This window comes from Streptomyces sp. H27-H1 (assembly GCF_026627445.1).
GTDB lineage: Bacteria > Actinomycetota > Actinomycetes > Streptomycetales > Streptomycetaceae > Streptomyces.
Window position 1 is genome coordinate 19,107 of record NZ_JAPNLJ010000032.1, and the last position, 21,922, is coordinate 41,028.

General features: G+C 72.5%; 17 protein-coding genes and 1 pseudogene. 7 read left to right on the forward strand and 11 right to left on the reverse strand.

The genetic code is table 11. The annotated features are described in order from the left end of the window. Positions 1-9: 9 nt before the first annotated feature. The 3 genes and pseudogenes from OTB20_RS28580 to OTB20_RS28590 form a co-directional block, all read right to left on the reverse strand. Positions 10-780 carry a polysaccharide deacetylase family protein gene (locus OTB20_RS28580; protein WP_267821800.1) on the reverse strand — a complete coding sequence of 257 codons (771 nt, stop codon included), beginning with the start codon at positions 778-780 and terminating at the stop codon, positions 10-12. A gap of 160 nt (positions 781-940) precedes the next feature. Then, positions 941-1,159: pseudogene (locus OTB20_RS28585) on the reverse strand (ATP-binding protein); the annotation flags it as partial. Between the two features lie 220 nt (positions 1,160-1,379). Next, on the reverse strand, positions 1,380-2,567 hold the full coding sequence (locus tag OTB20_RS28590; RefSeq protein ID WP_267821801.1) for a PucR family transcriptional regulator: 1,188 nt from the start codon (positions 2,565-2,567) through the stop codon (positions 1,380-1,382). A gap of 186 nt (positions 2,568-2,753) precedes the next feature. On the opposite strand from OTB20_RS28590, the gene OTB20_RS28595 reads away from it, so the two are divergent. From OTB20_RS28595 to OTB20_RS28615, 5 genes are read left to right on the forward strand one after another with little or no spacing between them, the layout of a single operon-like run. Next, positions 2,754-3,551 (forward strand): ABC transporter ATP-binding protein, encoded by a 798-nt coding sequence (locus OTB20_RS28595; protein WP_267821803.1) that lies wholly within the window; start codon positions 2,754-2,756, stop codon positions 3,549-3,551. Then, positions 3,548-4,342, forward strand: a complete 795-nt coding sequence (locus tag OTB20_RS28600; RefSeq protein ID WP_267821805.1) for an ABC transporter ATP-binding protein — start codon at positions 3,548-3,550, stop codon at positions 4,340-4,342. Before OTB20_RS28595 ends, OTB20_RS28600 begins: the two co-directional genes overlap by 4 nt. Next, positions 4,339-5,229 (forward strand): branched-chain amino acid ABC transporter permease, encoded by an 891-nt coding sequence (locus OTB20_RS28605; protein ID WP_267821807.1) that lies wholly within the window; start codon positions 4,339-4,341, stop codon positions 5,227-5,229. Before OTB20_RS28600 ends, OTB20_RS28605 begins: the two co-directional genes overlap by 4 nt. Next, entirely contained in the window at positions 5,222-6,400 is a 1,179-nt protein-coding gene (locus OTB20_RS28610; RefSeq protein ID WP_420716507.1) for a branched-chain amino acid ABC transporter permease, read from the forward strand. Before OTB20_RS28605 ends, OTB20_RS28610 begins: the two co-directional genes overlap by 8 nt. Next, the gene (locus OTB20_RS28615) at positions 6,397-7,659 is read left to right on the forward strand and encodes an ABC transporter substrate-binding protein (RefSeq protein WP_267821809.1); all 1,263 of its coding nucleotides are present in this window, start codon (positions 6,397-6,399) and stop codon (positions 7,657-7,659) included. The genes OTB20_RS28610 and OTB20_RS28615 overlap by 4 nt, the downstream gene beginning before the upstream one ends. Before the next feature lie 104 nt (positions 7,660-7,763). On the opposite strand, the gene OTB20_RS28620 is transcribed toward OTB20_RS28615, so the two are convergent. Further along, the gene (locus OTB20_RS28620; protein ID WP_267821811.1) at positions 7,764-8,477 is read right to left on the reverse strand and encodes a hypothetical protein; all 714 of its coding nucleotides are present in this window, start codon (positions 8,475-8,477) and stop codon (positions 7,764-7,766) included. A 308-nt stretch (positions 8,478-8,785) separates the two neighbouring features. Between OTB20_RS28620 and OTB20_RS28625 the strand changes: the two genes are divergently transcribed. Next, complete coding sequence (locus tag OTB20_RS28625; RefSeq protein WP_267821812.1) at positions 8,786-9,715, forward strand: hypothetical protein; 930 nt, start codon at positions 8,786-8,788, stop codon at positions 9,713-9,715. An 85-nt stretch (positions 9,716-9,800) separates the two neighbouring features. After that, a complete protein-coding gene (locus OTB20_RS28630) occupies positions 9,801-10,496 on the forward strand; it encodes a DUF4230 domain-containing protein (RefSeq protein WP_267821813.1) in 696 nt (231 codons plus the stop codon). A 9-nt stretch (positions 10,497-10,505) separates the two neighbouring features. Here OTB20_RS28630 and OTB20_RS28635 read toward each other — a convergent pair whose 3' ends face one another. The 7 genes from OTB20_RS28635 to OTB20_RS28665 all read right to left on the reverse strand — a co-directional run bounded on the left by OTB20_RS28635 (position 10,506) and on the right by OTB20_RS28665 (position 21,846). Continuing rightward, positions 10,506-11,570 carry a WD40/YVTN/BNR-like repeat-containing protein gene (locus OTB20_RS28635; RefSeq protein ID WP_267821814.1) on the reverse strand — a complete coding sequence of 355 codons (1,065 nt, stop codon included), beginning with the start codon at positions 11,568-11,570 and terminating at the stop codon, positions 10,506-10,508. A gap of 118 nt (positions 11,571-11,688) precedes the next feature. Then, positions 11,689-12,429: a family 16 glycosylhydrolase gene (locus tag OTB20_RS28640; protein ID WP_267821816.1), complete on the reverse strand. Its 741-nt coding sequence runs from the start codon at positions 12,427-12,429 to the stop codon at positions 11,689-11,691. A gap of 113 nt (positions 12,430-12,542) precedes the next feature. Continuing rightward, positions 12,543-13,421, reverse strand: a complete 879-nt coding sequence (locus OTB20_RS28645; RefSeq protein ID WP_267821818.1) for an NAD(P)H-binding protein — start codon at positions 13,419-13,421, stop codon at positions 12,543-12,545. Positions 13,422-13,600: 179 nt separating this feature from the next. Then, complete coding sequence (locus OTB20_RS28650; protein ID WP_267821820.1) at positions 13,601-14,305, reverse strand: intradiol ring-cleavage dioxygenase; 705 nt, start codon at positions 14,303-14,305, stop codon at positions 13,601-13,603. Between the two features lie 187 nt (positions 14,306-14,492). Next, on the reverse strand, positions 14,493-15,299 hold the full coding sequence (locus OTB20_RS28655; protein ID WP_420716508.1) for an N-formylglutamate amidohydrolase: 807 nt from the start codon (positions 15,297-15,299) through the stop codon (positions 14,493-14,495). Positions 15,300-15,397: 98 nt separating this feature from the next. Further along, positions 15,398-17,833 (reverse strand): SpoIIE family protein phosphatase, encoded by a 2,436-nt coding sequence (locus OTB20_RS28660; RefSeq protein ID WP_267821822.1) that lies wholly within the window; start codon positions 17,831-17,833, stop codon positions 15,398-15,400. Next, a complete protein-coding gene (locus tag OTB20_RS28665) occupies positions 17,830-21,846 on the reverse strand; it encodes a HAMP domain-containing protein (protein ID WP_267821823.1) in 4,017 nt (1,338 codons plus the stop codon). The genes OTB20_RS28660 and OTB20_RS28665 overlap by 4 nt, the downstream gene beginning before the upstream one ends. Positions 21,847-21,922: the final 76 nt, after the last annotated feature.

Below are 21,922 nucleotides of genomic sequence, written 5' to 3' on the forward strand. Positions count from 1 at the left end.
GACGTTGCGTCAGTCGGTGGTGCGGACGGGAAAGGCGAAGGTGTATCCGTGCCCCGCGAACCAGGGCAGGAGCGTCCGCAGGGCTTCCACGGTCTCGCCGCGGTTTCCGCCTCCGTCGTGGAAGAGGACCGTCGGCTGGCTGGGCAGCGAGCCCTCGACACCGTTGATGATCGCCTGGGTGCCCGGACGGTTCCAGTCCTTGGGGTCGACGCTCCAGCCCAGCGGGCGCATGCCGTGCTGACCGGCGATCTGGCGGCTCGCCGGGGTGAAGGCTCCTCCGGGCGCCCTGTAGTAGTCGACCTTCGCGCCCGGGGCGGCCTGCTCGATCATCCGCTGTGCGTCGAGGATCTGCTGGGCCTGGTAGGCGACGGGCTTCTTGTCCATGGTCATGTCGTGGTCGACGGAGTGGTCGCAGAGCCGGTGTCCGCCGGCGACCACGTCTCGGACGAGCCCCGCGTACTTCTGGGCGTTCGTGCCGATCATGCAGAACGTCGCCTTGACTCCGTACGTCTTCAGGACGTCGAGGACCTGCGGGGTCCAGGTGGGGTCCGGGCCGTCGTCGATGGTGATGGCGACGCTGTGCGGTCCGCCCGCGGCAGTGCGGACGATGGAAAGCGGCATGGCCGCTCCGGCCTGACCCGCGCCGGGCGAAGCCGGCGGGACAGCGGCGGTCGCTGCCGAGGCTGCGCTCGCTCCGAGTGCCGAGGCGAGGACGAGTGCCCCTGCAGCGAGTGCGGCCGCGACCGTACGACGCCCGACCTGCCGGCTGGTGATGCTCATGAAACCCGCTTCCGGTGGTGCTGAGCTGCTGCCCTTGCGAACCAGGGGCCGAGCTCAGAGTAGGAAGCAGGGGGTGAGCGGCCCATCCTCCCTTCGGCCAGTTCTCGCCATCGGCCGGAAAGACCACGCCCGTGACGGCGACCTGCGGCAACCCCTCTGCGACGTGCGGCTGAGGGGCCGCGTGGCGACGGAACCTGGACAGTATCCGGGCTCCCCGGTCGGGCCGTCCGGCCAGCGCCTCGCGCACCAGCCGGGTCTTGCCGATGCCGGCCTCGCCCTCGATCAGCACCACGGCGGGCGGGCGGGCCAGGGCGTCGCGCATCGCCCGTATTTCCGCATCGCGTCCGACCAGCACCGATGCGCCCGTTCCCGCAGTCATGCGGGTGGAGTCTACGCATGCCGGCAGAGCCCCGGTAGGGGCTCAACCACCGCTCACCTGCGCCGTCTTCGAGGGGTGCGGACATGGTGCGGGCGGCCCGCTCGGGTGGCTCGCCGGGGTGCGCTCGCCCGGGTGTCGCTCTTGCGCCGGTCGCCGGGGGCGATGCGTTCGCCGTGGCCGGCCACCGGTATGACGACGGCCGCGAAGATGACCACCGCGGTCAGCCGCCGGAGAGCCGGTAGGCGTCCCGGGCCAGGGTCAGTGCGATCAGGTCCCGGGGTCGTGACAGGGATTTCGACGTCAGGTGCTCGAGTCGGCGCAGGCGGTTGAAGACCGTGTTGCGGTGGCAGTACAGGCGGCTTGCCGCCCGGCCCGCCGAGCCTTCCGCCGCCAGCCAGGCGTCCAGGGTCTCCAGCAGCATCGCCCGGTCCGCCGGGTCCAGGTCCAGCAGGGGGCCCAGTACCGCGATGACCAGCTCGGCCGAGAGCTCGGGCTGGCGGACCACCAGGGCCGTGGGCAGCCGGTCGGTCAGCTGCACCAGCGTTCGTTCCTCCTGCCCGCAGGTCCGCAGCGCCGTCTCCGCCAGCCGTCGGGCCCGGCCCAGTTCCGCCAGGCCGCCCACGACCGGGCTGATTCCGCCCGGCCCAGGACAGCGGTCGGCGAGCTCCGCCGCCAGGTCGGCTGGCGAGGCCTCGCCCAGGGCCACCACGGCGAGCTCCCGCTCCGTGCGCATCCGCCAGAACAGCCGCATCCCGCCCGCCGCCGCGACTCGGTGCACCGAGTCGCCCCGGTCCGCGGGCAGTACCACCACCGCGTACCGGCCCTGTTCCGGCAGGTCCAGGGCGAGCGCCGCCTGGGCCGCCAGGGCCGGCGCGGTGTCCCCCTCCAGCAGGGCGTCCAGCAAGGCCTGTACCCGCTCGTCGCTGCGCCGCCGCATCTCCAGTTCCGCGGTCCGGTACGCCTCGGCCGTAGCGGTCGCCTGCTGTTCGATCCCGGCCCACATGGCCCCGGCCGCGCGCGCCAGCACCGGCAGCGCCTCCGGTTCCTGCTCGGTGACGATGTCCAGCAGGGCGTCCCAGGTGAGGCGGCCGGCCCTGCGGTACGCGTAGAGCAGCAGCTCGAGGGGCAGCCCCTGCTCGGCGCGCCGCCGTCCCAGCTCCTCGGCGTACTCGAGGTCCTTGCGCGGGGCGGAGCGCCGTGCGGCGAAGGCCTCGATCCCGTAGTGCATGGCCTCGCTGACCTGCTGCCAGTGTTCGTCGCGCGGAACGGCCAGGTCGAACAGCGGCGAGTGCTTCGCCAGGTCCTCGATGAGCTGGTCGGTGAGTCCGGAGATGGTGCCGAGCAGTACGTCCGCCGCCGACAACAGCACCGACCACTCCTGTTCCGTGCGTGTTCTGCGTCCGCCCATGGCCGCTGAGAATGTCATCCGCTCCGGCCCCCGTCAGCGGCCCGCGCGTCAGGTCTGTGCGTTTGCACAACACAGTCCAGCCGTGGCTGGTCATCCGCATCGATTCGGGTTCCGGACGTGGACGCGCGCCCCGGCCCGGTGCTGGTCTGTGCGCCAGCACAAGGCCGCCCAGAGGAAGGAGAGGACGTGGCTTCGCTACAAGTGCACGCGTTGTCCGTCGGCTACGGACCGGTCCGGGCACTGCGTTCGGTGTCGCTCGAAGTGCCCGCCGGCGCGGTGGTCGTCGTACTCGGCGGGAACGGCGCCGGAAAGTCGACGCTGCTGCGTGCGGTGTCCCGGACGCTCGCGTTCCACCGGGGCGCGGTGACGGGCGGGACCATCAGTTTCGACGGCCGGCCGCTGGACGGGCTCGGCCCGGACCGGGTGGTCGCCGCCGGAGTGGTGCAAGTTCCCGAGGGGCGGCAGGTGTTCACGCGGATGACCGTCGCGGACAACCTGCGGGCCGGGGCCCTGGGACGCCGCACGGCGGCCCGCGCCGACGCGGCCCGGTCTCTCGCCCGGGTGCACGAGCTCTTCCCCGTACTGGCGCAGCGGGCGCGGCAGCGCGCCGGGCTGCTGTCCGGTGGCGAGCAGCAGATGCTCGCCCTGGGCCGGGCCCTGATGAGCCGGCCCCGCCTGCTGCTGCTCGACGAACCCACTCTCGGGCTCGCCCCCAAAATGGCCGCCACCATCGCGGAGACCATCACCGAGATCAACGCCTCCGGCACCTCGGTCCTGCTCGTGGAGCAGAACGCCGCCCTGGCGCTGCGCCTCTCCTCCCACGCCTACGTCCTGGAGGTAGGCGAGGTGACCCTGGACGGCCCGGCCGCCGAGCTGGCCGCCTCTGACGAGGTCCGCCGCCGCTATCTCGGTATCACCGACGAGGCCGGGCCCGCTCCGGCCTCCGCCGGGGCCGGCCGGGAACTGCGCAGGTGGACCGCGTGAGCGCGCCCTGGTCGCCTCCCCCGCCGCTGACCGTCACCGACGTCACCGTCCGCTTCGCGGGCCTGACCGCCCTCGACCGTGTCTCCTTCACCGTGGATCCCGGCAGCGTCCACGCCGTCATCGGACCCAACGGGGCGGGCAAGTCGACCTGCTTCAACGTGCTTTCCGGGGTGTACCGGGCCTCCGGCGGCAGCGTGCGGTTCGGCGCCGGCGAGCTCACCGGCCTCGCCCCGCACGCCGTCGCGAGCCTCGGTATCGCCCGCACCTTCCAGAACCTGGCGCTGTCCCCGCACACCACCGTCGCCGAGAGCCTCCTCCTGGGCCGCCACCGGCTGATGCGGTCCGGGTTCCTGGCGGCCGGACTGCGGCTGCCCGCCGCCGCCCGTGAGGACCGGCTCCATCGCGAACGGGTGCGGGAGATCGCCGAGTTCGTCGGTCTGGAGGGTGATCTCGGGGCGCCCACGGGCTCGCTCCCCTACGGAAAGCAGAAACTCGTCGAGCTGGCCAGGGCGTTGTGCATGGAGCCCAGGCTGCTGCTGCTCGACGAGCCCGTCGCCGGAATGACCGCGGACGAGCGGCAGCGTACGGCCGCCGTCATCGCGGGTGTACGGGACGGCCTCGGCATCTCGATCGTGCTGGTCGAACACGACATGGGGGTGGTGATGCGGCTCGCGGACGCGGTGACCGTACTCGACTTCGGCAGGCGCATCGGCGGTGGGACTCCCGCGCAGGTGCAGAACGATCCCGCGGTGGTCCGCGCGTACCTCGGAGAGGAGGACCCGGCAGCGTGAGCACCTTCCTCGAACTGCTTCTCGGCGGAATCTCCATGGGATCCGTCTACGCCCTGATCGCCCTCGGCTTCGTGATCATCTTCAAGGCCACCGAGGTGGTCAACTTCGCCCATGCCTCCCTGCTGCTGGCGGGCGGGTACGTCACCGCGACCCTGCACGAGGAAATCGGCTTCTGGGCCGCCCTCCTGGTGGGCACCCTCGCCGCCGCCTCGGTCGGGGCGGCGATCGAGTTCCTGGTGATGAGGCGCTACCGGGGCCAGGACCAGAGCGTGCTGGCCATCGTCACCATCGGTGTCGACATCCTCCTCATCACCGACCTCACCCGGCGGATCGGTACCGACGTGCTCCCGCTCGGCGACCCGTGGGGCGACCGTGTCGTCCACTTCGGGCCGGTCACGCTGGCGCAGACCCGGATCGCCGCCATCCTCGCCGCCGGACTGCTGATCACCGTCTTCCTGCTCGTGTTCCGCCACACCTCCTGGGGCGTGGCCATGCGCGCGGCGGCCGAAAAGCCGGAGACCGCCGCGCTGATGGGCGTACGTCTGGGCCGGGTGTCGATTGCCGCCTGGGCGGTGGCCGGGGCACTGGCCGCCGTTGCCGCGCTCTTCCTGACCGTCTTCCCGACGCCCGGACTGGAGCGGGCCACCTCGCTGGCGGCCCTCAAGGCCTTTCCGGCCGCGATCCTCGGCGGCCTCGACTCCACCACCGGCGCTCTGGCCGGGGGCCTGATCGTCGGAGTCACGGAGGCTCTGGCCACCGGCTACCAAGGGCAGTTGACCTTCCTCGGCCGCGGCATCGGCGACCTCGCACCGTACCTGGTGATGGTCGGGGTCCTGCTGATCCGCCCTGCCGGACTCTTCGGCACGAAGGAGCTCGCCCGTGTCTGACACCCGCAGCCCCGCGGACCACGCCGAGTCCCCCTCCCCCTCCCCCTCTCCCTCCCCCGGCCGCGCGCCCGTTGCCACGGCCACCGCCGGAAACCTTCGGCGCCGGCTCGGCGCCCGGAGCGTGTGGGCGGCGGCCGCGGGTTTGGTGCTCCTCGCGCTGCCGTTCTACCTCGACCGGTTCTGGCTGCAGGCCGGACTGTTCGCCATGGCCGCCGCCATCGGGGCCATCGGGCTCAACCTGCTCACCGGGGCCACCGGTCAGCTGTCCATGGGCCATGCCTTCTTCCTCGCCGTGGGCGCGTACGGGTACTGCGCGCTCGCCGGGGACGGCAGCACGGCGGGGGGCCACACACTGGTCGGGCTCGGGCTGCCGAGCTGGCTCGCCGCGATCCTCGCCGTCGCCCTCGCCGGGGTGGCGGGCGGGCTCTTCAGCCCCATCGCGGGCCGGCTGCGCGGCGCGTACCTGGGCATCGCCACCCTCGCGCTGATCTTCATCGGACAGCACGTGCTCTTCAACGCCACCAGCGTCACCGGCGGATTCAACGGCCGCGCCGTGGAGCCGCTGTCCCTCTTCGGGTTCGACTTCGACGACACCGAGACCGTCATCGCGGCCGTCCCCTTCCAGTCCGCCGAGAAGCTCTGGTACGTCTCGCTCGCCGCGCTCCTGTGCGGCGCCCTGTTCGCCCGCGGGGTGCTGCGGGGCCGGCCCGGCAGGGCCATGAACGCCCTGCGCGACCACAGCATCGCCGCGGGAGTGATGGGCGTGCCGGTGGCCCGCTACCGGGCGTCCGTCTTCGTCCTGTCGTCCATGTACGCGGGGCTCGCCGGCGTACTGCTCGCGCTCATCTTCCAGCGCACCGTGCCCGACTACTTCGGCATGGTCCTGTCCCTCGAGTACCTCGCCATGATCGTGATCGGCGGCCTGGGCACGGTGGCGGGCGCCGTTGTCGGCGCCGCCTTCGTCTCCCTGCTGCCCCAACTCCTCACCCGGTACAGCGACGCCCTCCCCCTGGTGTCCGCCCCCGGGACCGGCGGGGTCTCCCCGGGCGAGGTCTCCCGCTACCTCTACGGGGCGGCCGTCGTCGCAGCAGTCCTGTTCCTCCCCGGCGGCCTCGCCGGCATCACCCGGATCGTCCGGACCCGCACCACACCCACGAAGGAGCGAACGTGAACAGAAGAAGGCTCCCTGCCGCGGCCCTGGCGGCCGCGCTCGTCCTGACCGGCGCCGCCGGGTGCAGCGGCAAGGCAAAGACCGACGACGGGGACAAGACCGCCGCCGGCGGGGTCAAGACCGGAGCCGGGGTCAGCGACAAGGTGATCCGGCTCGGCGCGCTCACCGATATGACCGGTGTCTACGCCTCGCTCGGCAAAAGCGTCACCCAGGCCCAGCAGTTGTGGGCGAAGCAGACCAACGCGGCCGGCGGCATCTGCGGCCGCACGATCGAGCTGACGGTGCGCGACCACGGCTACGACCCCCAGAAGGCGCTGGCCGCCTACACCGAGCTGGAGCCCTCGGTCCTGGGGTACACCCAGTTCATCGGCTCCCCGTTCGTCGCCGCCGTCAAACAGCGGATCGACGGCCAGGACAAGGGCCTGGTCATCCCGCAGGCCTGGTCCGCCTCGCTGCTGGGCAGTCCCTATATCCGCACGGTGGGCGCGACCTACGACATCGAGACCATCAACGCCATCGGCTTCCTGCTCGACGAGAAGCGGATCGCCTCGGGCGACAAGATCGGGCACGTCTACTTCGAGGGCGACTACGGCGAGAACGCGCTCGCCGGCGCCAAGCACGCGGCTTCGAAGGCCGGGCTGACCATCGTCGAACAGAAGATCAAGCCGACCGACAACGACATGACCGCCCAGGTCGCCGCGCTCAAGCAGGCGGGCGTCAAGGCCCTGGTCATCAGCGCCGGCCCCCGCCAGGCCGCCTCGCTCGTCGGGGTCGCGGCGGCGGGCGGCTGGAACGTGCCCATCGTCGGCAACAACTCGGCCTTCTCCCCGCAGCTCCTGGCCACCCCGGCGGGCGCGGCGCTGCAGAAGGACTACTACGTCGCCTCCTCCGCCCTGCCGATCGGCTCCACCGAGGCGGGCCCGGCCGCCCTCGCCGCCGCGTACAAGGCGGAGTACCCGGACGCCGGCCTCGACAACGGCGTGGTGGCCGGATTCACCGCGGGCAGCCTGTTCGGGGAGGTGCTGAAGAAGGCCTGTACCGACAAGGACCTGACCCGCGAGGGCATCCGCAAGGCGCTGCTGAGCCTGAAGGCCTACGACAACGGCTTCGGCATCACCCACGACTTCTCGGACCCGAAGGCGCCCTCCACGCGGGAGAGCGTGATCATGAAGCCCGACGCGGCGGTCCCGGGAGGCATGAAGGTGGTGAAGGAGGCCGCGGCGGCGGCGGCCACGACCGGCTTCTCGTCCGCTTCCTGAGCACGCGCCCCTTACGGGCTTGCGCCCCTTGCGGGCTCCCGCACGACGGAGGGGCTTCGGATGCCTGGCGGCATCCGGGGCCCCTGCCCGTCATTGCGCCGCTGTCACCGCTCCGCCATCCGCAGCTCCACCGCCAGCCGCCCCGGCCGCCCCTCGTGCGCCACCAGCGGCCGCCCCACCCGGGCCGACTCCGCGCACAGGAAGTGCCGGTGCTCCTGCGGCGCGAGGTCCGCCGTGCCGCGGGCGAGTTCGGCGCCCGGGTTCCGGACCACCACCTCGCTGTGGTCGTGGTGGGCGAGGGAGGCGACCCTTCCCAACACCTCGTCCCGCACCGTGGTGACGGGCGCCGGCGCCGTCTGGAACCGCTCCACGTGGTCCACCGGGGTCAGCGTGCCGTCTTCGTCCTCGTAGCGGCGCTTGGTGAGCCCGTCGGTGTGCTCCGGGCCGAGGCCGGCGAGGTGTGCCCGGGGTCCTCGGGGCGGGCGGCGGCCGGGTTTGGCCATCGGGGCCCGACCCACGAAGTCGTGTGGCGGGCCGGCGTGGAAGGGGTCGTGGACGCGGCACACGCCGATCCGGACACCTGCGGTCCGCAGCTGGGGCCGGGTCTCCCCGGCCGCCGTGACGGAGGCGCGCGACGCGGCGCTCGCGGTGCCCGCGTCGGGGGCACGGTGGTTCGCGCGGCGGCGGAACGGCTCGCTCCCGCCCCGGGACGGGCTGTTCGTGGGCCCGTACGCGGTGGCTCCGGCGGAGAACCGTGCGAGCCGGGCGGCGGCGAACTCGGCCCGGCACTGAGGGTGTTGCGGGATCTGCCGGCGCATCCCGTTCCGGAGGTCCGCGACGCGGCGTGCGCGGCCCTCAGCACATGGGAGGGGAACTGACGGGTCCAGCCCCCCTCTGACGGCAGCGTTCCCCGGGGCCGGGGGCCCCGTCAGCGGAGAGGTGCCTCGGCGTCCTCGGTCGGTCCGCGATCCCGCCGCCCTCGCGGACCGACCGACGCCGGAGCGCCGGGCCGGACGAGCGGGGGCCGCCCGGACGGCTGCGCGGAACCGGGCCAGGGCCCAAAGACTCCCCTCCGGGGGTCCAACGGCGGGCCGGGGCCGGGGCGCCCGTGGCTAGGGTCGTAGTCATGACCACTCAGCGAATCCTCGACCTCGACCGCGACGCGCTCGCCGCCCTGCACGGCCGTGATCTGACCCGGGCGGTGGCCGCCGCCGAGGGGCGGACCATGGTGGCCGAGGTCTTCGCCGAGCGTGCCGCGCTCTCCCCGCACCCGGACGGGCGGGGCGTGCACAATGCCGAGCTGGTGGCCGCCTTCGGCGCCGACATCGTGATCCTCAACCTCATCGAGCGGGCCTGGGACGGGGAGCGGCTCGTCATGCCGGGCCTGGGGACCTTCACGTCCTTCACCGATCTCGCCCGCCTGATCGGTCGTCCCGTGGGCGTGAACCTGGAGCCCGGTGACGTCCCGGAGATCCGCCGGGCCACGTCCGAGCATGCCCGCCGTCTCATCGACATGGGCGCCGCGCTGCTGTGCATCACCGCCAATCCCGGCACGGGCGGCACCTACGACGGCATGGCGCGGGTCACCGAGGAGCTGCGCAAGGGGCTCGGTGACAACGCGGCCCTGTGGTCGGGCAAGATGCACCACGCGGGCTGCCCCGAGCGCGTCACCCCGGCGCGGCTGACCGCCCTCGTCGACGCCGGGGCGGACGGGGTCGTCGCCCCGCTGCCGGGCACCCTGCCGGGCGTGACCCGCGAGCTGGCCGCGACCGCCGTGGCGGCGGTCCAGGACGCGGGCGCGATCGTCATGGGCGCCATCGGCACCAGCCAGGAGGGCTCGCACGCGAACGTGGTGCCGCAACTCGCCCTGAACGCGAAGGAAGCCGGTTTCGACGCGCACCACTTCGGCGACTCCTACATTCCCGGTATGTGCGACCCCGAGGTCATGTACGCCTACTCGGTGGCCATCCGTGGACGCCGCCACACCTGGAACCGCATGTCCTTCACCTCCGGCCGCTCCGCCCACGCCCCGGACGCACCGGGCCGCGCTTGGTAACCCACGCGCCCCGGCGGCCTCTCAACGGACTTGCCTCCAGAGGGATTTGACGAATGGGGCGGCGTGGGGCGGGCATCCGCAAGGTATGGACAACTCAGTGCGCGATGCGGAGCGGAAACCCGCGCCGCCGAGAGAGCCGCGGCGGCTGCCGCGGTCGGGACGGGTCGTCGGCGCGCTGGCCGTGCTGGCTGTGCTGGCAGTGGCCCTGCTGCTGGCGGGCCGTTTCAGCCTGCTGCCCGGATTCGGCGATCTGTTCCGCCAGGACACCGTGGACCGTTCGGGGCCGGTCCTGCTCAAGTCCATCCAGGACATGCACCGTTACGAGGGCGCCGCAGGAAACTTCCAGGTCGTGGTGGACCTGGAGAAGGACGCGGCCTACCTGCCCGACTCCGTCCGGGGCACCAGGACCCTCTATGTCGGAGCGGGCTCCGTGAGCGGCTACGTGGACCTCGGCGGGCTCGGCGAGCAGGCCGTCACCGTGAACGAGGAGCGGACCGAGGTCTCGCTCCGCCTGCCGCATGCCGTCCTCGGGACCGCGGCGCTCGACCTGGACCGCTCGTACGCCGTGTCCAAGCAGCGGGGGCTGCTGGACCGGCTGGGTGACCTGTTCACCGACAATCCCGCCGGTGAACAGGCCGTACAGCGCTTGGCCGTTCAGCACATCTCGGATGCGGCACGCGACAGCGGCCTCGTCGAACGCACCGAGAAGAACACCACCACGATGCTGGAGGGCCTGCTCAGTTCCTTGGGCTTCCAGCGTGTCTCGGTCAGCTACGCGTGACGCTGCCGGTCAGCCCCGTCCCGCCCCTTCCAGCCGCCCGACCCGTCCCTTCTCCCCCGCCGCCCAGCAGCCGCCGTCGGCCGTGCAGCTGACCGTGTCGAACGACCCCGAGTCCAGCGCCCGCCAGGTGCGGCCGCCGTCCCCGGTCACGTCCGTGCCCGTCGGGCCCACCGCCAGGGCCGTGCCGGCGCGGTAGGGGAACCAGGCCGCGCCCGACCGGTAGGCCGGCGGCGGGGCCGAGGCCTGGCGCCAGGTGCGTCCCGCATTGGAGGACACCGCCGCGGCCTGTGGGGAGGCCTGCCCGGTGCGGTAGTCGCCGCCGACGGCGAGGCCCCTCGTACGGTCCTTGAAGGCGAGGGCGAAGACCCCGCGGGCCGGGTCGCCCGCCGGGAGGGTGGAGTCGGCCACCTGCCAGGTCAGGCCGCGGTCCGCGGAGTGCAGCACCCGCGCGAGAGCGCCCCCGCCCGTGGCCAGCCAGACGTCGCGCGGCCCGGCTGCCACCAGGCACTGTCCACTGGCCGCGAAGCCCGCCTCACCCGGCAGCGCGTCCGGCATCCCGGCATTCGGGAGCACCCGCCAGCTCCGACCGCCGTCGCCCGTGGACAGGATGCGGAACTTCCCGTCCACCGGGTCGCTCATCGCGAGTCCGTGGCGGGAGTCGAAGAAGGTGAGGCAGTCGTAGAAGGCCCCCGGGTCGGGGTTTCGGAAGGCCTCGGTCCACGTAGCGCCGCCGTCCTCGGTGCGCAGCACCCTGGAGGCCTCGCCCTCGCCGATGGACAGGGCCACGGCGCGCCGCCCGTCGAAGGCTTCGATGTCCCGCAGCTCCAGCCCCTCCGCGACGGCCCCCGGCGGCGAGACGTCCCGCCAGCTCCGACCGCCGTCCGAGGTGCGCAGCACGGTCCCCTTCGAGCCGGCCACCCAGGCCGTGGACCGGCTGACCGCCGCCAGCCCCCGGAAGCGGGCGTCCTTCCCGGTCTCCTTCAGCGCCCAGCGCGCACCCCGGAGGTCTCCCGGCTCCCCTGCGGCCTGCGCCGGGGCGGCTACCAGCCCCAGCAGCAGAGCGGCCGCGAACATGCCAATTCCCAGAGGTCTCATGGCGCCGGAAGCTAACGCACCCCGGCGGCACCGTCCAGGGCGCGATCCTGCCACCGGCTTACGGGCGCGGGCCCGCGCACCCCGGAGAACCCGTGGCCTAGTCGACCGCGTCCCGCGGGCCGCCGATCCGCAGCCGCGCCCCGCGTGTCCGGTACACCCGCAGCTGCTCGACCTCGTAGGACAGTTCCGTGACCGCGGGCTCCGGCGCCGGGTGGTACCTGCCCGCGCAGACCGAGAGGTTGACGATGAGGTAGGCGGACCAGCCGCGGCCCACACCCCGGCCATCGCTGAAGACCCGGGCGCCGTTGATCCACCAGACGACCGAACTCTTCCCGAACTCGACCTTCAGGTCGACCCGTCCTCCGGGCCGGACCGCCGGGTCACGGTGGTAGCGGTGCGCTTCACGGACGTGGTTGGACAGTTCCAGGAGGTCCGGGTTGTCGGGGTGGTACTCGAAGACGTCGATCTCCTGGCCGCCGTCGCGCCAGGTCCAGATCGCGGGCCAGGCGCCCTGCTGGACCGGCAGTTTCACCCGGGCCTCCAGCACGTCGCCGGTGCGTACCTCGAATCCCTCGACGCTGCCCTCGGTGGTGAGGAGCCCGCTGTCCCAGTAGTCGTCGGGGCGCCGTGTCGCCCGGAAGACGCCGCCGCGGCTGTAGGCCGGGTCGGCGACGAGGTGGTCGAGCTTGTTGTCGCCCGGGTTGACCGGCCCGCCGTCGGGATACGCCCACGAGCGGCCGGCGATCCACTGGGTGGGAGAGGCGAAGTCGGCGGTGAAGACGGGGGTGCGGCGCGGGCGGGCGAGGTGCCGCAGTCGTTCGAGCGTGTCCGAGAGCATGACGGTGATGTGCCCACCAGGAGTTCCCGCACACCCGAATCCTCACTCTTTGCTATTGAGTGGTGACTTTCCGTCGCGACATAGGTGTGGGTGCAGGAGCAGGCGCAGGACGCTCAGGCCAGAACGGCGGGCTTGAGCACCTCCTCGCACCACTGGCGGAAACCGGTGGCGGCCGGCGAGGTCAGGGCGGCCTGCTCGGCGTCGTAGATACCGTCGTTCTGAGCGGCGGCCATGTCGACCAGGCCCTTCGCCCAGGCGGCGCTCATGCCGTAGCCCGTCATCGTCGTCTCGTAGGTGTAGAGGTCGCTCTGCCAGACGGCGATCGGCCGGTCCAGGACCTCGGACATCACCTGGGCCATGGCCTTGGGGGACAGGCTGTCGGGGCCGATCACCCGGACGGTGCCCTGTCCGCTCCAGGAGGCGTCGAGCAACAGGGCCGCCGCGGTCGCGGCGATGTCGCGGGTGGCGACGACGGCGAGCGGGCGGTCGACGGCGTTCGGCGTGACGAACAGGCCCTGCGTCTTGATCAATTCGAGCTGGTAGAGGAAGTTCTCCATGAAGTAGGGCATGGCCAGGGACCGGTAGGCCACTCCGGTGCCCTCGATCAGCTCGTCCATCGCGAAGGCCGGCGAGAGCAGCCCGGCGTGCTTGCCGTAGGCGCGGCCCAGGCTGGTGATGCCGACGACGCGCTTGACTCCCTGGGCCTTGATGGCGTCGCAGGCCGGACGGGTGAAGTCGAGGTAGAGGTCCTGGATGTTCTCGGCCTGGGGGTTCGGGGGGACGAGCCACAGAACGCTCTCGGCGCCCTCGAACGCCTTGGCGAGTACCTCCGGGTCGCTGTGGGAGCCCTGCACGACCTCGGCGCGCTCACGCGCCCGCGGGGTCAGTCGGGAGGGGTCCCGGGCGATCACCCGGACGGGTCGGCCGTCGTCGAGGAGCGCGTCGAGGACCTGGTGGCCGATCCGGCCCGTGGGAGCGGTGATTGTGATCATGTTTTCTCCAGGTGGGGGTTGGCGGCGGCGGGCGGCCGCATGACCGGCCACCGCTGTTTCCACTGATAACAGAATCACGTTAACGGGATGCGCGCAAATCGCTAACCGCTTGCCGTTAGCGTTGGTAGTGGCGGGACTCCGTCGTGTCGGGAGGGGGCCGAGCGGTGGGGCCTGCCGGCTCAGGCGACGCCGACGGTGTACGAGGCCCGGTAGCCGGCGCCGTCGGGTACCGGGGCCAGGGTCGTCGCGGCGCCGGATTCCCGGTAGCGGCTGTCCCGGGTGTTGGGGCGCTCCGGCGCCGGGCGGCGGGCATAGGGCTGGAGCTTGTACACCCGCACCAGCAGCTCTTCGGGGAAGAAGAACTGCGAGGTCGTCTCGGTGCGGCGGTCGGGCCGCACCTTGAAGTGGATGTGGGGCGCCAGGCCCCGGTACCAGCCCGGCACGATCGTGCGGAACGTGACCCGCCCCGCGGCGTCCGTCAGCTGGGTGCCGCGCAGGAAGGCGTCCGTACCGCTGGAGTAGGTGCCGGAGACGTCCGCGTGCCAGACGTCGACCGCGGCGCCCGCGACGGGGTGGCAGCCTTCCGATGCCCGTAGCACGGTCAGGTCCAGCCGGAAGGGCACGCCGTCCCGGCCTTCCGTGATGTCGGACCGGACCCGGTCCAGGTCGAGGTAGTAGGGGCCCGCACCGGACTCCGCGGTCAGCACGCACGCCGGGGTGGTCGATCCGGTCGGGGCCGGGTCGGCGGGGGCCGGGGGCCGGCCTGCCGCCCCCCGGGTGCCGGCCGGGCCTGAGCAGGCCGCCGCCAGCGCGGCGGCCCCGGCCGATCCGGCGGCCAGCAGGAGCGTGCGGCGGCTGGTCCGGGAATCGGCGTTCTCCGTCATACGCACCCCTTCGCGCTTCTGGGGCCGCCGCGGCGGACGGCCACCGAACGCGCCCACCGTGCCGGACGGCCGGGGCCTCGACCAGTACCGACACGCCTCGGTGCCCCGCGATCCGCCACCCGGCGGGGCCTGCGCTCCGCCCACGGCACCGCAATGCGATCCCGGCGCCCACCCCGGTGTGCGGGCCCTATGTGAGCAGGGCGTCCACGAGTTCCGTCAGGGCCGCGGCCAGTACGACGAGGCCGGGGCCGGCGGGGCCGCCCGGCTCCGCCATGTACGTGTCCCGGCGGATCTCGACCATCAGCGCGCCGATCCGCTCGTCCTTGCCGTAGTACCTCAGCGGCACGTACGTACCGGCGAAGGGGCTGTCGAGCCCGGTGCCGCCGAAGCCCGAGAACGCCTTCTCGGCGGCGGCGAGGAGGGCGGGCGGGGTGTGGAAGGGGTCCGTGCCCAGGCAGATCGGCGGCCGGTGGCCGGAGCCGTGCAGTTCGTACGGGAGGGGCCGAGCCGGGTACGAGTGCACGTCGATGACCACGGCTCGTCCGACGGCCTCCAGCCGGTCCGCCACGGCCCGCGTCATCGCCTCCGCGTACGGGTGGAAGTAGCGGTCGATCAAAGGCCGGGCGTCGAAGCCCTCGGGACGCAGCCGCTCCCGGTGGGTGGAGTGCGTGTACACCGCTCCCATGCCCACGGCCAGCATCTCCTCGCGCTCGTCGGGGAACCGCTCGGGGTCGACGACCAGCCTCGACAGCCCGTTGACGAACCGCCACGGCGTGACGGCGGAGCCGGCCGCGGCCGCCTCGGCGATGGCGGCGGTGTGGGAGTCGGTGATGTGGTCGAGTTCCCGTTCGAGCGCCTGGTCGTCCCACGGGATCGCACGGCGGACGGACTCGGGTATGACGCGGGAGGAGTGCGGGACGTGCAGGATCACCGGCGACGCGCCGGCGCCGGGAAGGATCTCGAAGGACTCGGTCCGATCGTTCACGTGGTTCACGTGTGCTTCCTCGGTGGGGCGGGCCGCGCTCGCAGGCGAGCTCCCGTGCGCGGGTGACGGGGGCCGCGTCCTCGCCTGCGGGCACCCCGCCGGGGCCGTCAGCCGACCCTGATGCCGATCACGCACGTGTCGTCGTCGGTGTCGGAACGGCTCTCGGCGAGGAGGCGGTCCAGTTGCCCGTCCAGGTCCCCGGAAGCGGCGGCCGCCGCGTGCACCAGGTGGCCGAGCGATTCCTGGACCGAGGAGTCCCGGCGTTCCACCAGCCCGTCCGTGTACATCAGCAGTGTGTCGTCCGGTTCAAGCTGCACCTCCCGCTCGACGTAGGTGACTTCGGGCAGGGCGCCCAGGAGCAGCCCCTCGATGAGCGGGAAGGCCTCGGCCTCGCCACCGCGGACGAGTACGGGCGGCAGGTGGCCCGCGCGGGCCCAGCGCATCACCCTCGTGCGCGGGTCGAAGAGGCCGCAGACGGCGGTGGCCGTCACGTGCTTGGCCAGGTGGTGGGTGACCGTGTTGAGCCAGGACAGCAGCTGGGCGGGGCCCGCGCCCGTGACGGCGAGACCGCGCAGGGCGTTGCGCAGTACGACCATGCCGGTGGCCGCCTCGATGCCGTGCCCGGCGACGTCGCCCACCGACAGCATGATCAGCCCGGAGGGCAGGACCACGGTGTCGTACCAGTCGCCCCCGACGAGCGCCTCGATCTCCGCCGGCCGGTAGCGGACGGCGACCCGCAGGCCCGGGGCCTCGATGGCAGGTGGTGTGGGGGGCATGATGGCGTGCTGGAGCTGGAGGGCCAGCCGGTTGCGTTCGGCGGACTCGGCCTCGCTGTGGGCGAGTTGATCCCTGGTCGCGGCCAGGGCCACCTCGGTCCAGTGCTGGGCGGAGATGTCCTGGTAGGCGCCGCGGACGGCGTGCAGCCGCTGGTCCGCGTCGAGGACGGGCTCGGCGACGACCCGGATGTGGCGGGTGATTCCGTCGGGTCTTTGGAGGCGCAGGTTGACGGAGGCGGGGCGGCGGTGGCGGAGCAGCGCCCGCAGGAAGCGGCCGAGGGCGGCGGAGTCGTCGGGGTGCGCGTAGGCGGGCAGTTCCCTCAGCGGGACCGGGGACGCGGTGGGCGGGAGTCCGTGGAGCGCGTAGAGCTGTGCGTTCCAGGTGGTCTCCCCGGTGACGAGGTTCTCCTCGAAACCTCCGATCCGGCCCAGGCGCTGGGCGTGCTGGAGGAGGTTGGCCAGCCGCGCCGTCTCGTCCTGGACGCGCCAGATCAGCAGGACGGCGGAACCGTGCCGGCTGACGCTGATGTTCGCGACCGAGGTGAGCCGGACCTGATCGACGAGCGCGGTCAGGCTCATGCGTTCGGCGTTGAAGGGCTCGCCCGTCGCGTGGACCCGCTCGATGATGTCGAACAGTCCGTTCTCGGCGGCGGCCATGGGGTAGGCCTCGAGCAGCAGGGCGCCGTTGACGTCGCCGCGCGGCCGTCCCACCGGGTCGACGAACCGGCTGCCGGTGTGCCGGATCCGGAAGTCGGCGAGCCTGCCCTCGGAGTCGAGGATCGGGGTGAGGACGACGGCCGGGTCCTGGAGTCCCTCGGCGAGGTCGATGAGCTCGGCGACGTCCGGGAGGACCGTGTCGGCGGCCGTGGGGTCGTGCGGGGGCGAGGCCTCCATGGTGCGGGCGCACAGTTCGGCGAGGGCCTCCACCTGCCGCTCGATCTGGGGTGACTGCGGCGCCAGCGGCCGCGGCCAGCAGATCTCCAGGACGCCCTGGATCCGTCCGCCCGTCCCCGTCGGCACCGCCATCCGCCCGCCCTCGGGCCACTCGGTGCGGCCGATGGAGGGCAGCCCTTCCCGGTCGAGGGCGGTGAGGGTGACCAGCCGGCGCTCCCCCAGCGCGAGCCGGGCGACGGTGGAGACGCCCGGGGGTACGTGACGCCAGCGGGCGGCCTCTCTGGGCGGGAAGCCCGCGTGGCCGGCGAGGGCCAGCGATCCGTCGGGCACCGCGGTCCATACGGCCACGGCGACCGCTCCCAGGGGGCCCAGGGCGTTCGTCAGGAGGGACTCGGCGACCGCCTGGGTGTCGGCGGACACGGCGAGTACGCCGCTCTCCGCGGTGCGCAGCCGCACCGACAGCGTGGAATGCGGATCGGCCGGGTCGCCGCCGTCCGTGCCCGTGCGTTCGACGAACTCGGCGGCGATCTCGCTGACGTGGTCGCGGGAGGCCTGGTTGACGATGTCGGCGGCGAGCTCGAGGGGGGACATGCCGCTCTCGCGGGACAGCACGTCGAGCTGGCGTGCTGCCGCGGCCGGCGTGCAGTGCAGTTGCCCGATCAGGATGCCCTTGGCCAGTTCGGTCAAGGCCCGCCCGTCGGCGGTCGCTTGTGCCTCCAGCACCTCCAGGCGCAGCCGTTCCACGGTGGCCACGAGGCGGCCCAGCGGCGTCGGGGCCTGGTGCGGGACGTGCGGGACCGTGCCCGCGGCCTGGCCGCCGGCCGGCGTCCCCGGCGGGCGGGCGTCGCCGTGCCGGTGCGTGTCCGCGGTCATCGCGTGAGCCAGCGCCGGACGCGGGCGATGAGGTCGTCGGCGTCCACCGGCTTGGTCACGTAGTCGCTGGCGCCCGCGGCGAGGCTCTTCTCCCGGTCCCCGGGCATCGCCTTGGCCGTGACCGCGATGATGGGCAGGCCCACGTACTGCGGCATCCGCCGGATCTCGGCGGTGGCGGCGTAACCGTCCAGTTCGGGCATCATCACGTCCATCAGGATGAGGTCGACACCGGCGTTGCGGACGAGGGCGTCGATGCCCTTGCGGCCGTCCTCGGCGTGGAGCACGCGCATGCCGTGCAGTTCCAGGACCCCGCTGAGGGCGAAGAGGTTGCGTGCGTCGTCGTCCACGACGAGCACGGTGCGCCCCGCCAGGTCCCCGTCGAGTACGTGATCGGCGTCCCGGCGTCGCGTGTCCCCCTGCACGAGGGGCAGCACGTCCCCCGGCTGCTCGGCGGACAGGTGGAGCGCGATGCGTTCGCGCAGCTCGTCCAGGCTGGAGAGCAGTTCCACGTGACGGGACGCGGACCGCCGGCGCAGCGCCTCCTCCTGGCCGCTCCGCACCCGCGGGTTGTTGTGGGCGAGGACGGGGAGCGAGGCGAGGGCCGGGTCCCCGTCGAGCGCGTCGAGGAAGCGGAGTGCTTCGCCGTCGGGCATGCCCAGTTCCAGGACGACGCAGTGGAAGGAGTGCGCCGCCAGGGCTGCGGCCGCCTCCCGCGAGCTCGTGACGTTGACCACGTGAATGCCGTCCCGGTCCCCCGCCGTCCGGTGGTCGGGGGCGAAGTCCCGTTCGGCGCTCTCGGCCACGAGGGAGAGCAGGCCGTTCGTCCGTTCCTCGATCACCAGCAGGCGGCGGGTCCGGCGCTGCTCCGGGAGTACGGGCTTGCCCGCACGGCGCAGCTCCGCCGCCCTCGAGGAGGCCCCGGGCGGGAGCGCCAGGGAGGCACCGGCATAGGAAGCGTCCTCGTAGTCCGCGCGGCTGACCGGCAGGTACAGAGTGAAGGTGCTGCCCTGGCCGGGGGTGCTCTCCGCAGTGACGGCCCCGCCGAGGAGCTGGGCGATCTCGCGGCTGATGGAGAGCCCGAGGCCGGTGCCGCCGTACTTGCGGCTGGTGGTGCCGTCGGCCTGCTGGAAAGCCCCGAAGACGGACTCCAGCTGCTGTTCGGGGATGCCGATGCCCGTGTCGCGCACCCGGAAGGCCAGCATCGGACCGCGCCGGGAGAGCCCGGTGGGGACCTCGGGGGCCGTGGCCGGTTCGATGCGGAGTTCGACGCCGCCGCGCTCGGTGAACTTGACGGCGTTCGACAGCAGGTTGCGCAGGATCTGGCGCAGCCGCGAATCGTCGGTGAGCAGGTCGTCGGGGGCTCCGGGGGCCGTGGTGACGGTGAACTCGAGGCTCTTCTGCGTGGTCATCGGCCGGAAGGTGGCATCGACGTACTCCAGGAGCTGGGGCAGGTGCACCCGCTCGGGGTTGACGTCCATCTTCCCGGCCTCGACCTTCGACAGGTCGAGGATGTCGTTGATCAGCTGGAGCAGGTCCGAACCGGCCGAGTGGATGATGCCGGCGTACTCGACCTGCTTGGGGGTGAGGTTGCGAGCGGGGTTCTGGGCGAGCAGCTGGGCCAGGATCAGCAGGCTGTTGAGCGGCGTGCGCAGCTCGTGGCTCATGTTGGCCAGGAACTCGGACTTGTAGGTGGAGGCCAGCGACAGCTGTTGCGCGCGGGTCTCCAGCTCCTGCCGGGCCTGCTCGATCTCCAGGTTCTTGGCCTCGATGTCGCTGTTCTGGCTGGCGAGGAGGGCGGCCTTCTCCTCGAGCTCCGCGTTGGAGCGCTGGAGTTCCTCCTGCTGGACCTGGAGTTCCTCGGAGCGGGCCTGGAGCTCCCCGGTCAGCCGCTGGGACTCGCCGAGGAGTTCGTCGGTGCGGGCGTTGGCGACGATCGTGTTGACGTTGGCGCCGATCGCCTCCATCAGCTGGGCCAGGAAGTCGCGGTGCACCGGGTTGAAGGTGGTGAAGGAGGCCAGCTCGATCACGCCGAGGACCTGGTCGTCCACCACGATCGGCAGGATGATCAGGCTGCCCGGGGTGGTGTGGCCGAGCCCGGAGGAGATCACGTAGCCGCCGGGGACCTGGTCGGTGGCGATGATCCGGCGGCTTCGGGCAGCCTGGCCGACGAGGGACTCGCCGAGGGCGAAGGCGGCGCCTTCCTCCGCGGCGGAACGCCCGTAGGAGCCCACGAGGGTGAGCACGGTGCCGCGGGGGCGGTCCTCCGCGAGGTAGAAGGCTCCGTACTGGGCGGCGACGAGCGGGGTCAGTTCGTCCATGACGAGCTCGGCGACGGCCGCGAGGTCGCGGTGGCCCTGCATCAGGCCGGAGATGCGGGCCAGGTTCGACTTGAGCCAGTCCTGCTCCTGGTTGGCCCGGGTGCTCTCGCGGAGCGAGCCGACCATGGAGTTGATGTTGTCCTTGAGTTCGGCGACCTCTCCGGAGGCGTCGACCGTGATCGAGCGGGTCAGGTCGCCCTCGGCGACCGCACTGGCGACTTCGGCGATGGCCCGGACCTGACGGGTCAGGTTGCCGGCCAGCTCGTTGACGTTCTCCGTCAGGCGCTTCCAGGTGCCGGAGACACCCTCGACCTCGGCCTGGCCGCCCAGGCGGCCCTCGCTGCCCACCTCACGGGCGACGCGGGTGACCTCGGCGGCGAAGGCGGAGAGCTGGTCGACCATCGTGTTGATGGTGGTCTTCAGCTCCAGGATCTCCCCACGGGCGTCCACGTCGATCTTCTTGGACAGGTCGCCGTTGGCGACGGCCGTCGTGACGAGGGCGATGTTGCGGACCTGGCCGGTGAGGTTGTTGGCCATGGAGTTGACGTTGTCGGTGAGGTCCTTCCAGGTGCCCGCCACATTGGGGACCTGTGCCTGGCCGCCGAGCCGGCCCTCCGTGCCCACCTCGCGGGCCACCCGGGTCACCTCGTCGGCGAAGGCGGACAGTGTGTCGACCATCGTGTTGATGACACCGGCCAGCGCGGCGACCTCGCCCTTGGCCTCCACCATGATCTTCTGCGAGAGGTCGCCCCGGGCGACGGCGGTGGCCACCTGGGCGATCGAGCGCACCTGGCCGGTCAGGTTGGACGCCATGACGTTGACGTTGTCCGTGAGGTCCTTCCAGGTGCCGGAGACCCCCCGGACCGTGGCCTGGCCGCCGAGATTGCCCTCGGTGCCGACCTCGCGGGCCACGCGGGTGACCTCGTCGGCGAACGCGGAGAGCTGGTCGACCATCGTGTTGATGGTCTCCTTCAGCTCCAGGATCTCCCCCCGCGCGTCCACCCGGATCTTCTGGGTCAGATCGCCCTGGGCCACGGCGGTGGTGACCTCGGCGATGGAGCGCACCTGGGCGGTCAGGTTGTCGGCCATGACGTTGACCGACTCCGTCAGGTCCTTCCACGTACCGGAGACCCCCTGCACGTCCGCCTGGCCTCCGAGCCGGCCCTCCGTGCCCACCTCGCGGGCCACCCGGGTCACCTCTCCGGCGAATCCGGAGAGCTGGTCGACCATCGTGTTGATGGTCTCCTTCAGCTCCAGGATCTCCCCCCGTGCGGTGACGTTGATCTTCTGCGAGAGGTCGCCCTTGGCCACGGCGGTCGCGACCTGGGCGATGGAGCGCACCTGGGCGGTCAGGTTTCCCGCCATGAAGTTGACCGAATCCGTGAGGTCCAGCCAGGCGCCGCCGACTCCCGGTACGTCGGCCTGGCCGCCCAGCGTTCCTTCGGTGCCCACTTCGCGCGCGACCCGCGTCACCTCGGAGGTGAACAGGGACAGCTGGTTGACCATCCCGTTGAAGACGGTGGCGATCTCCCCGAGCAGCCCGTCCGCCGCATCGGGCAGCCGGGTGCGGAAGTCCCCGTCGCGTACGGCGGTCAGCCCGGCCAGCAGCCTGCGCAGCTCCGCCTCGCCGATCTCACCCTCACCCGGGGACGCGGAGAACCCGTCCGCCGACCCCGTGCCCGCCCGCTCGGCCATCCGCCCCAACCTCACACTCGTAACCGACACTCCGACCTACGGGACAAAAGGACCCCTGGTGTCAGGGCGCAGCGGT

What these genes read in the sequence shown, in the direction of transcription:
- OTB20_RS28650 (WP_267821820.1), bottom strand. Translation starts at nt 14,305, where the DNA reads ATGACGGAGAACGCCGATTCCCGGACCAGCCGCCGCACGCTCCTGCTG.
- OTB20_RS28640 (WP_267821816.1), bottom strand. Translation starts at nt 12,429, where the DNA reads ATGCTCTCGGACACGCTCGAACGACTGCGGCACCTCGCCCGCCCGCGC.
- OTB20_RS28660 (WP_267821822.1), bottom strand. Translation starts at nt 17,833, where the DNA reads ATGACCGCGGACACGCACCGGCACGGCGACGCCCGCCCGCCGGGGACG.
- OTB20_RS28665 (WP_267821823.1), bottom strand. Translation starts at nt 21,846, where the DNA reads ATGGCCGAGCGGGCGGGCACGGGGTCGGCGGACGGGTTCTCCGCGTCC.
- OTB20_RS28625 (WP_267821812.1), top strand. Translation starts at nt 8,786, where the DNA reads ATGACCACTCAGCGAATCCTCGACCTCGACCGCGACGCGCTCGCCGCC.
- OTB20_RS28590 (WP_267821801.1), bottom strand. Translation starts at nt 2,567, where the DNA reads ATGGGCGGACGCAGAACACGCACGGAACAGGAGTGGTCGGTGCTGTTG.
- OTB20_RS28630 (WP_267821813.1), top strand. Translation starts at nt 9,801, where the DNA reads ATGGACAACTCAGTGCGCGATGCGGAGCGGAAACCCGCGCCGCCGAGA.
- OTB20_RS28635 (WP_267821814.1), bottom strand. Translation starts at nt 11,570, where the DNA reads ATGTTCGCGGCCGCTCTGCTGCTGGGGCTGGTAGCCGCCCCGGCGCAG.
- OTB20_RS28580 (WP_267821800.1), bottom strand. Translation starts at nt 780, where the DNA reads ATGAGCATCACCAGCCGGCAGGTCGGGCGTCGTACGGTCGCGGCCGCA.
- OTB20_RS28645 (WP_267821818.1), bottom strand. Translation starts at nt 13,421, where the DNA reads ATGATCACAATCACCGCTCCCACGGGCCGGATCGGCCACCAGGTCCTC.
- OTB20_RS28620 (WP_267821811.1), bottom strand. Translation starts at nt 8,477, where the DNA reads ATGCGCCGGCAGATCCCGCAACACCCTCAGTGCCGGGCCGAGTTCGCC.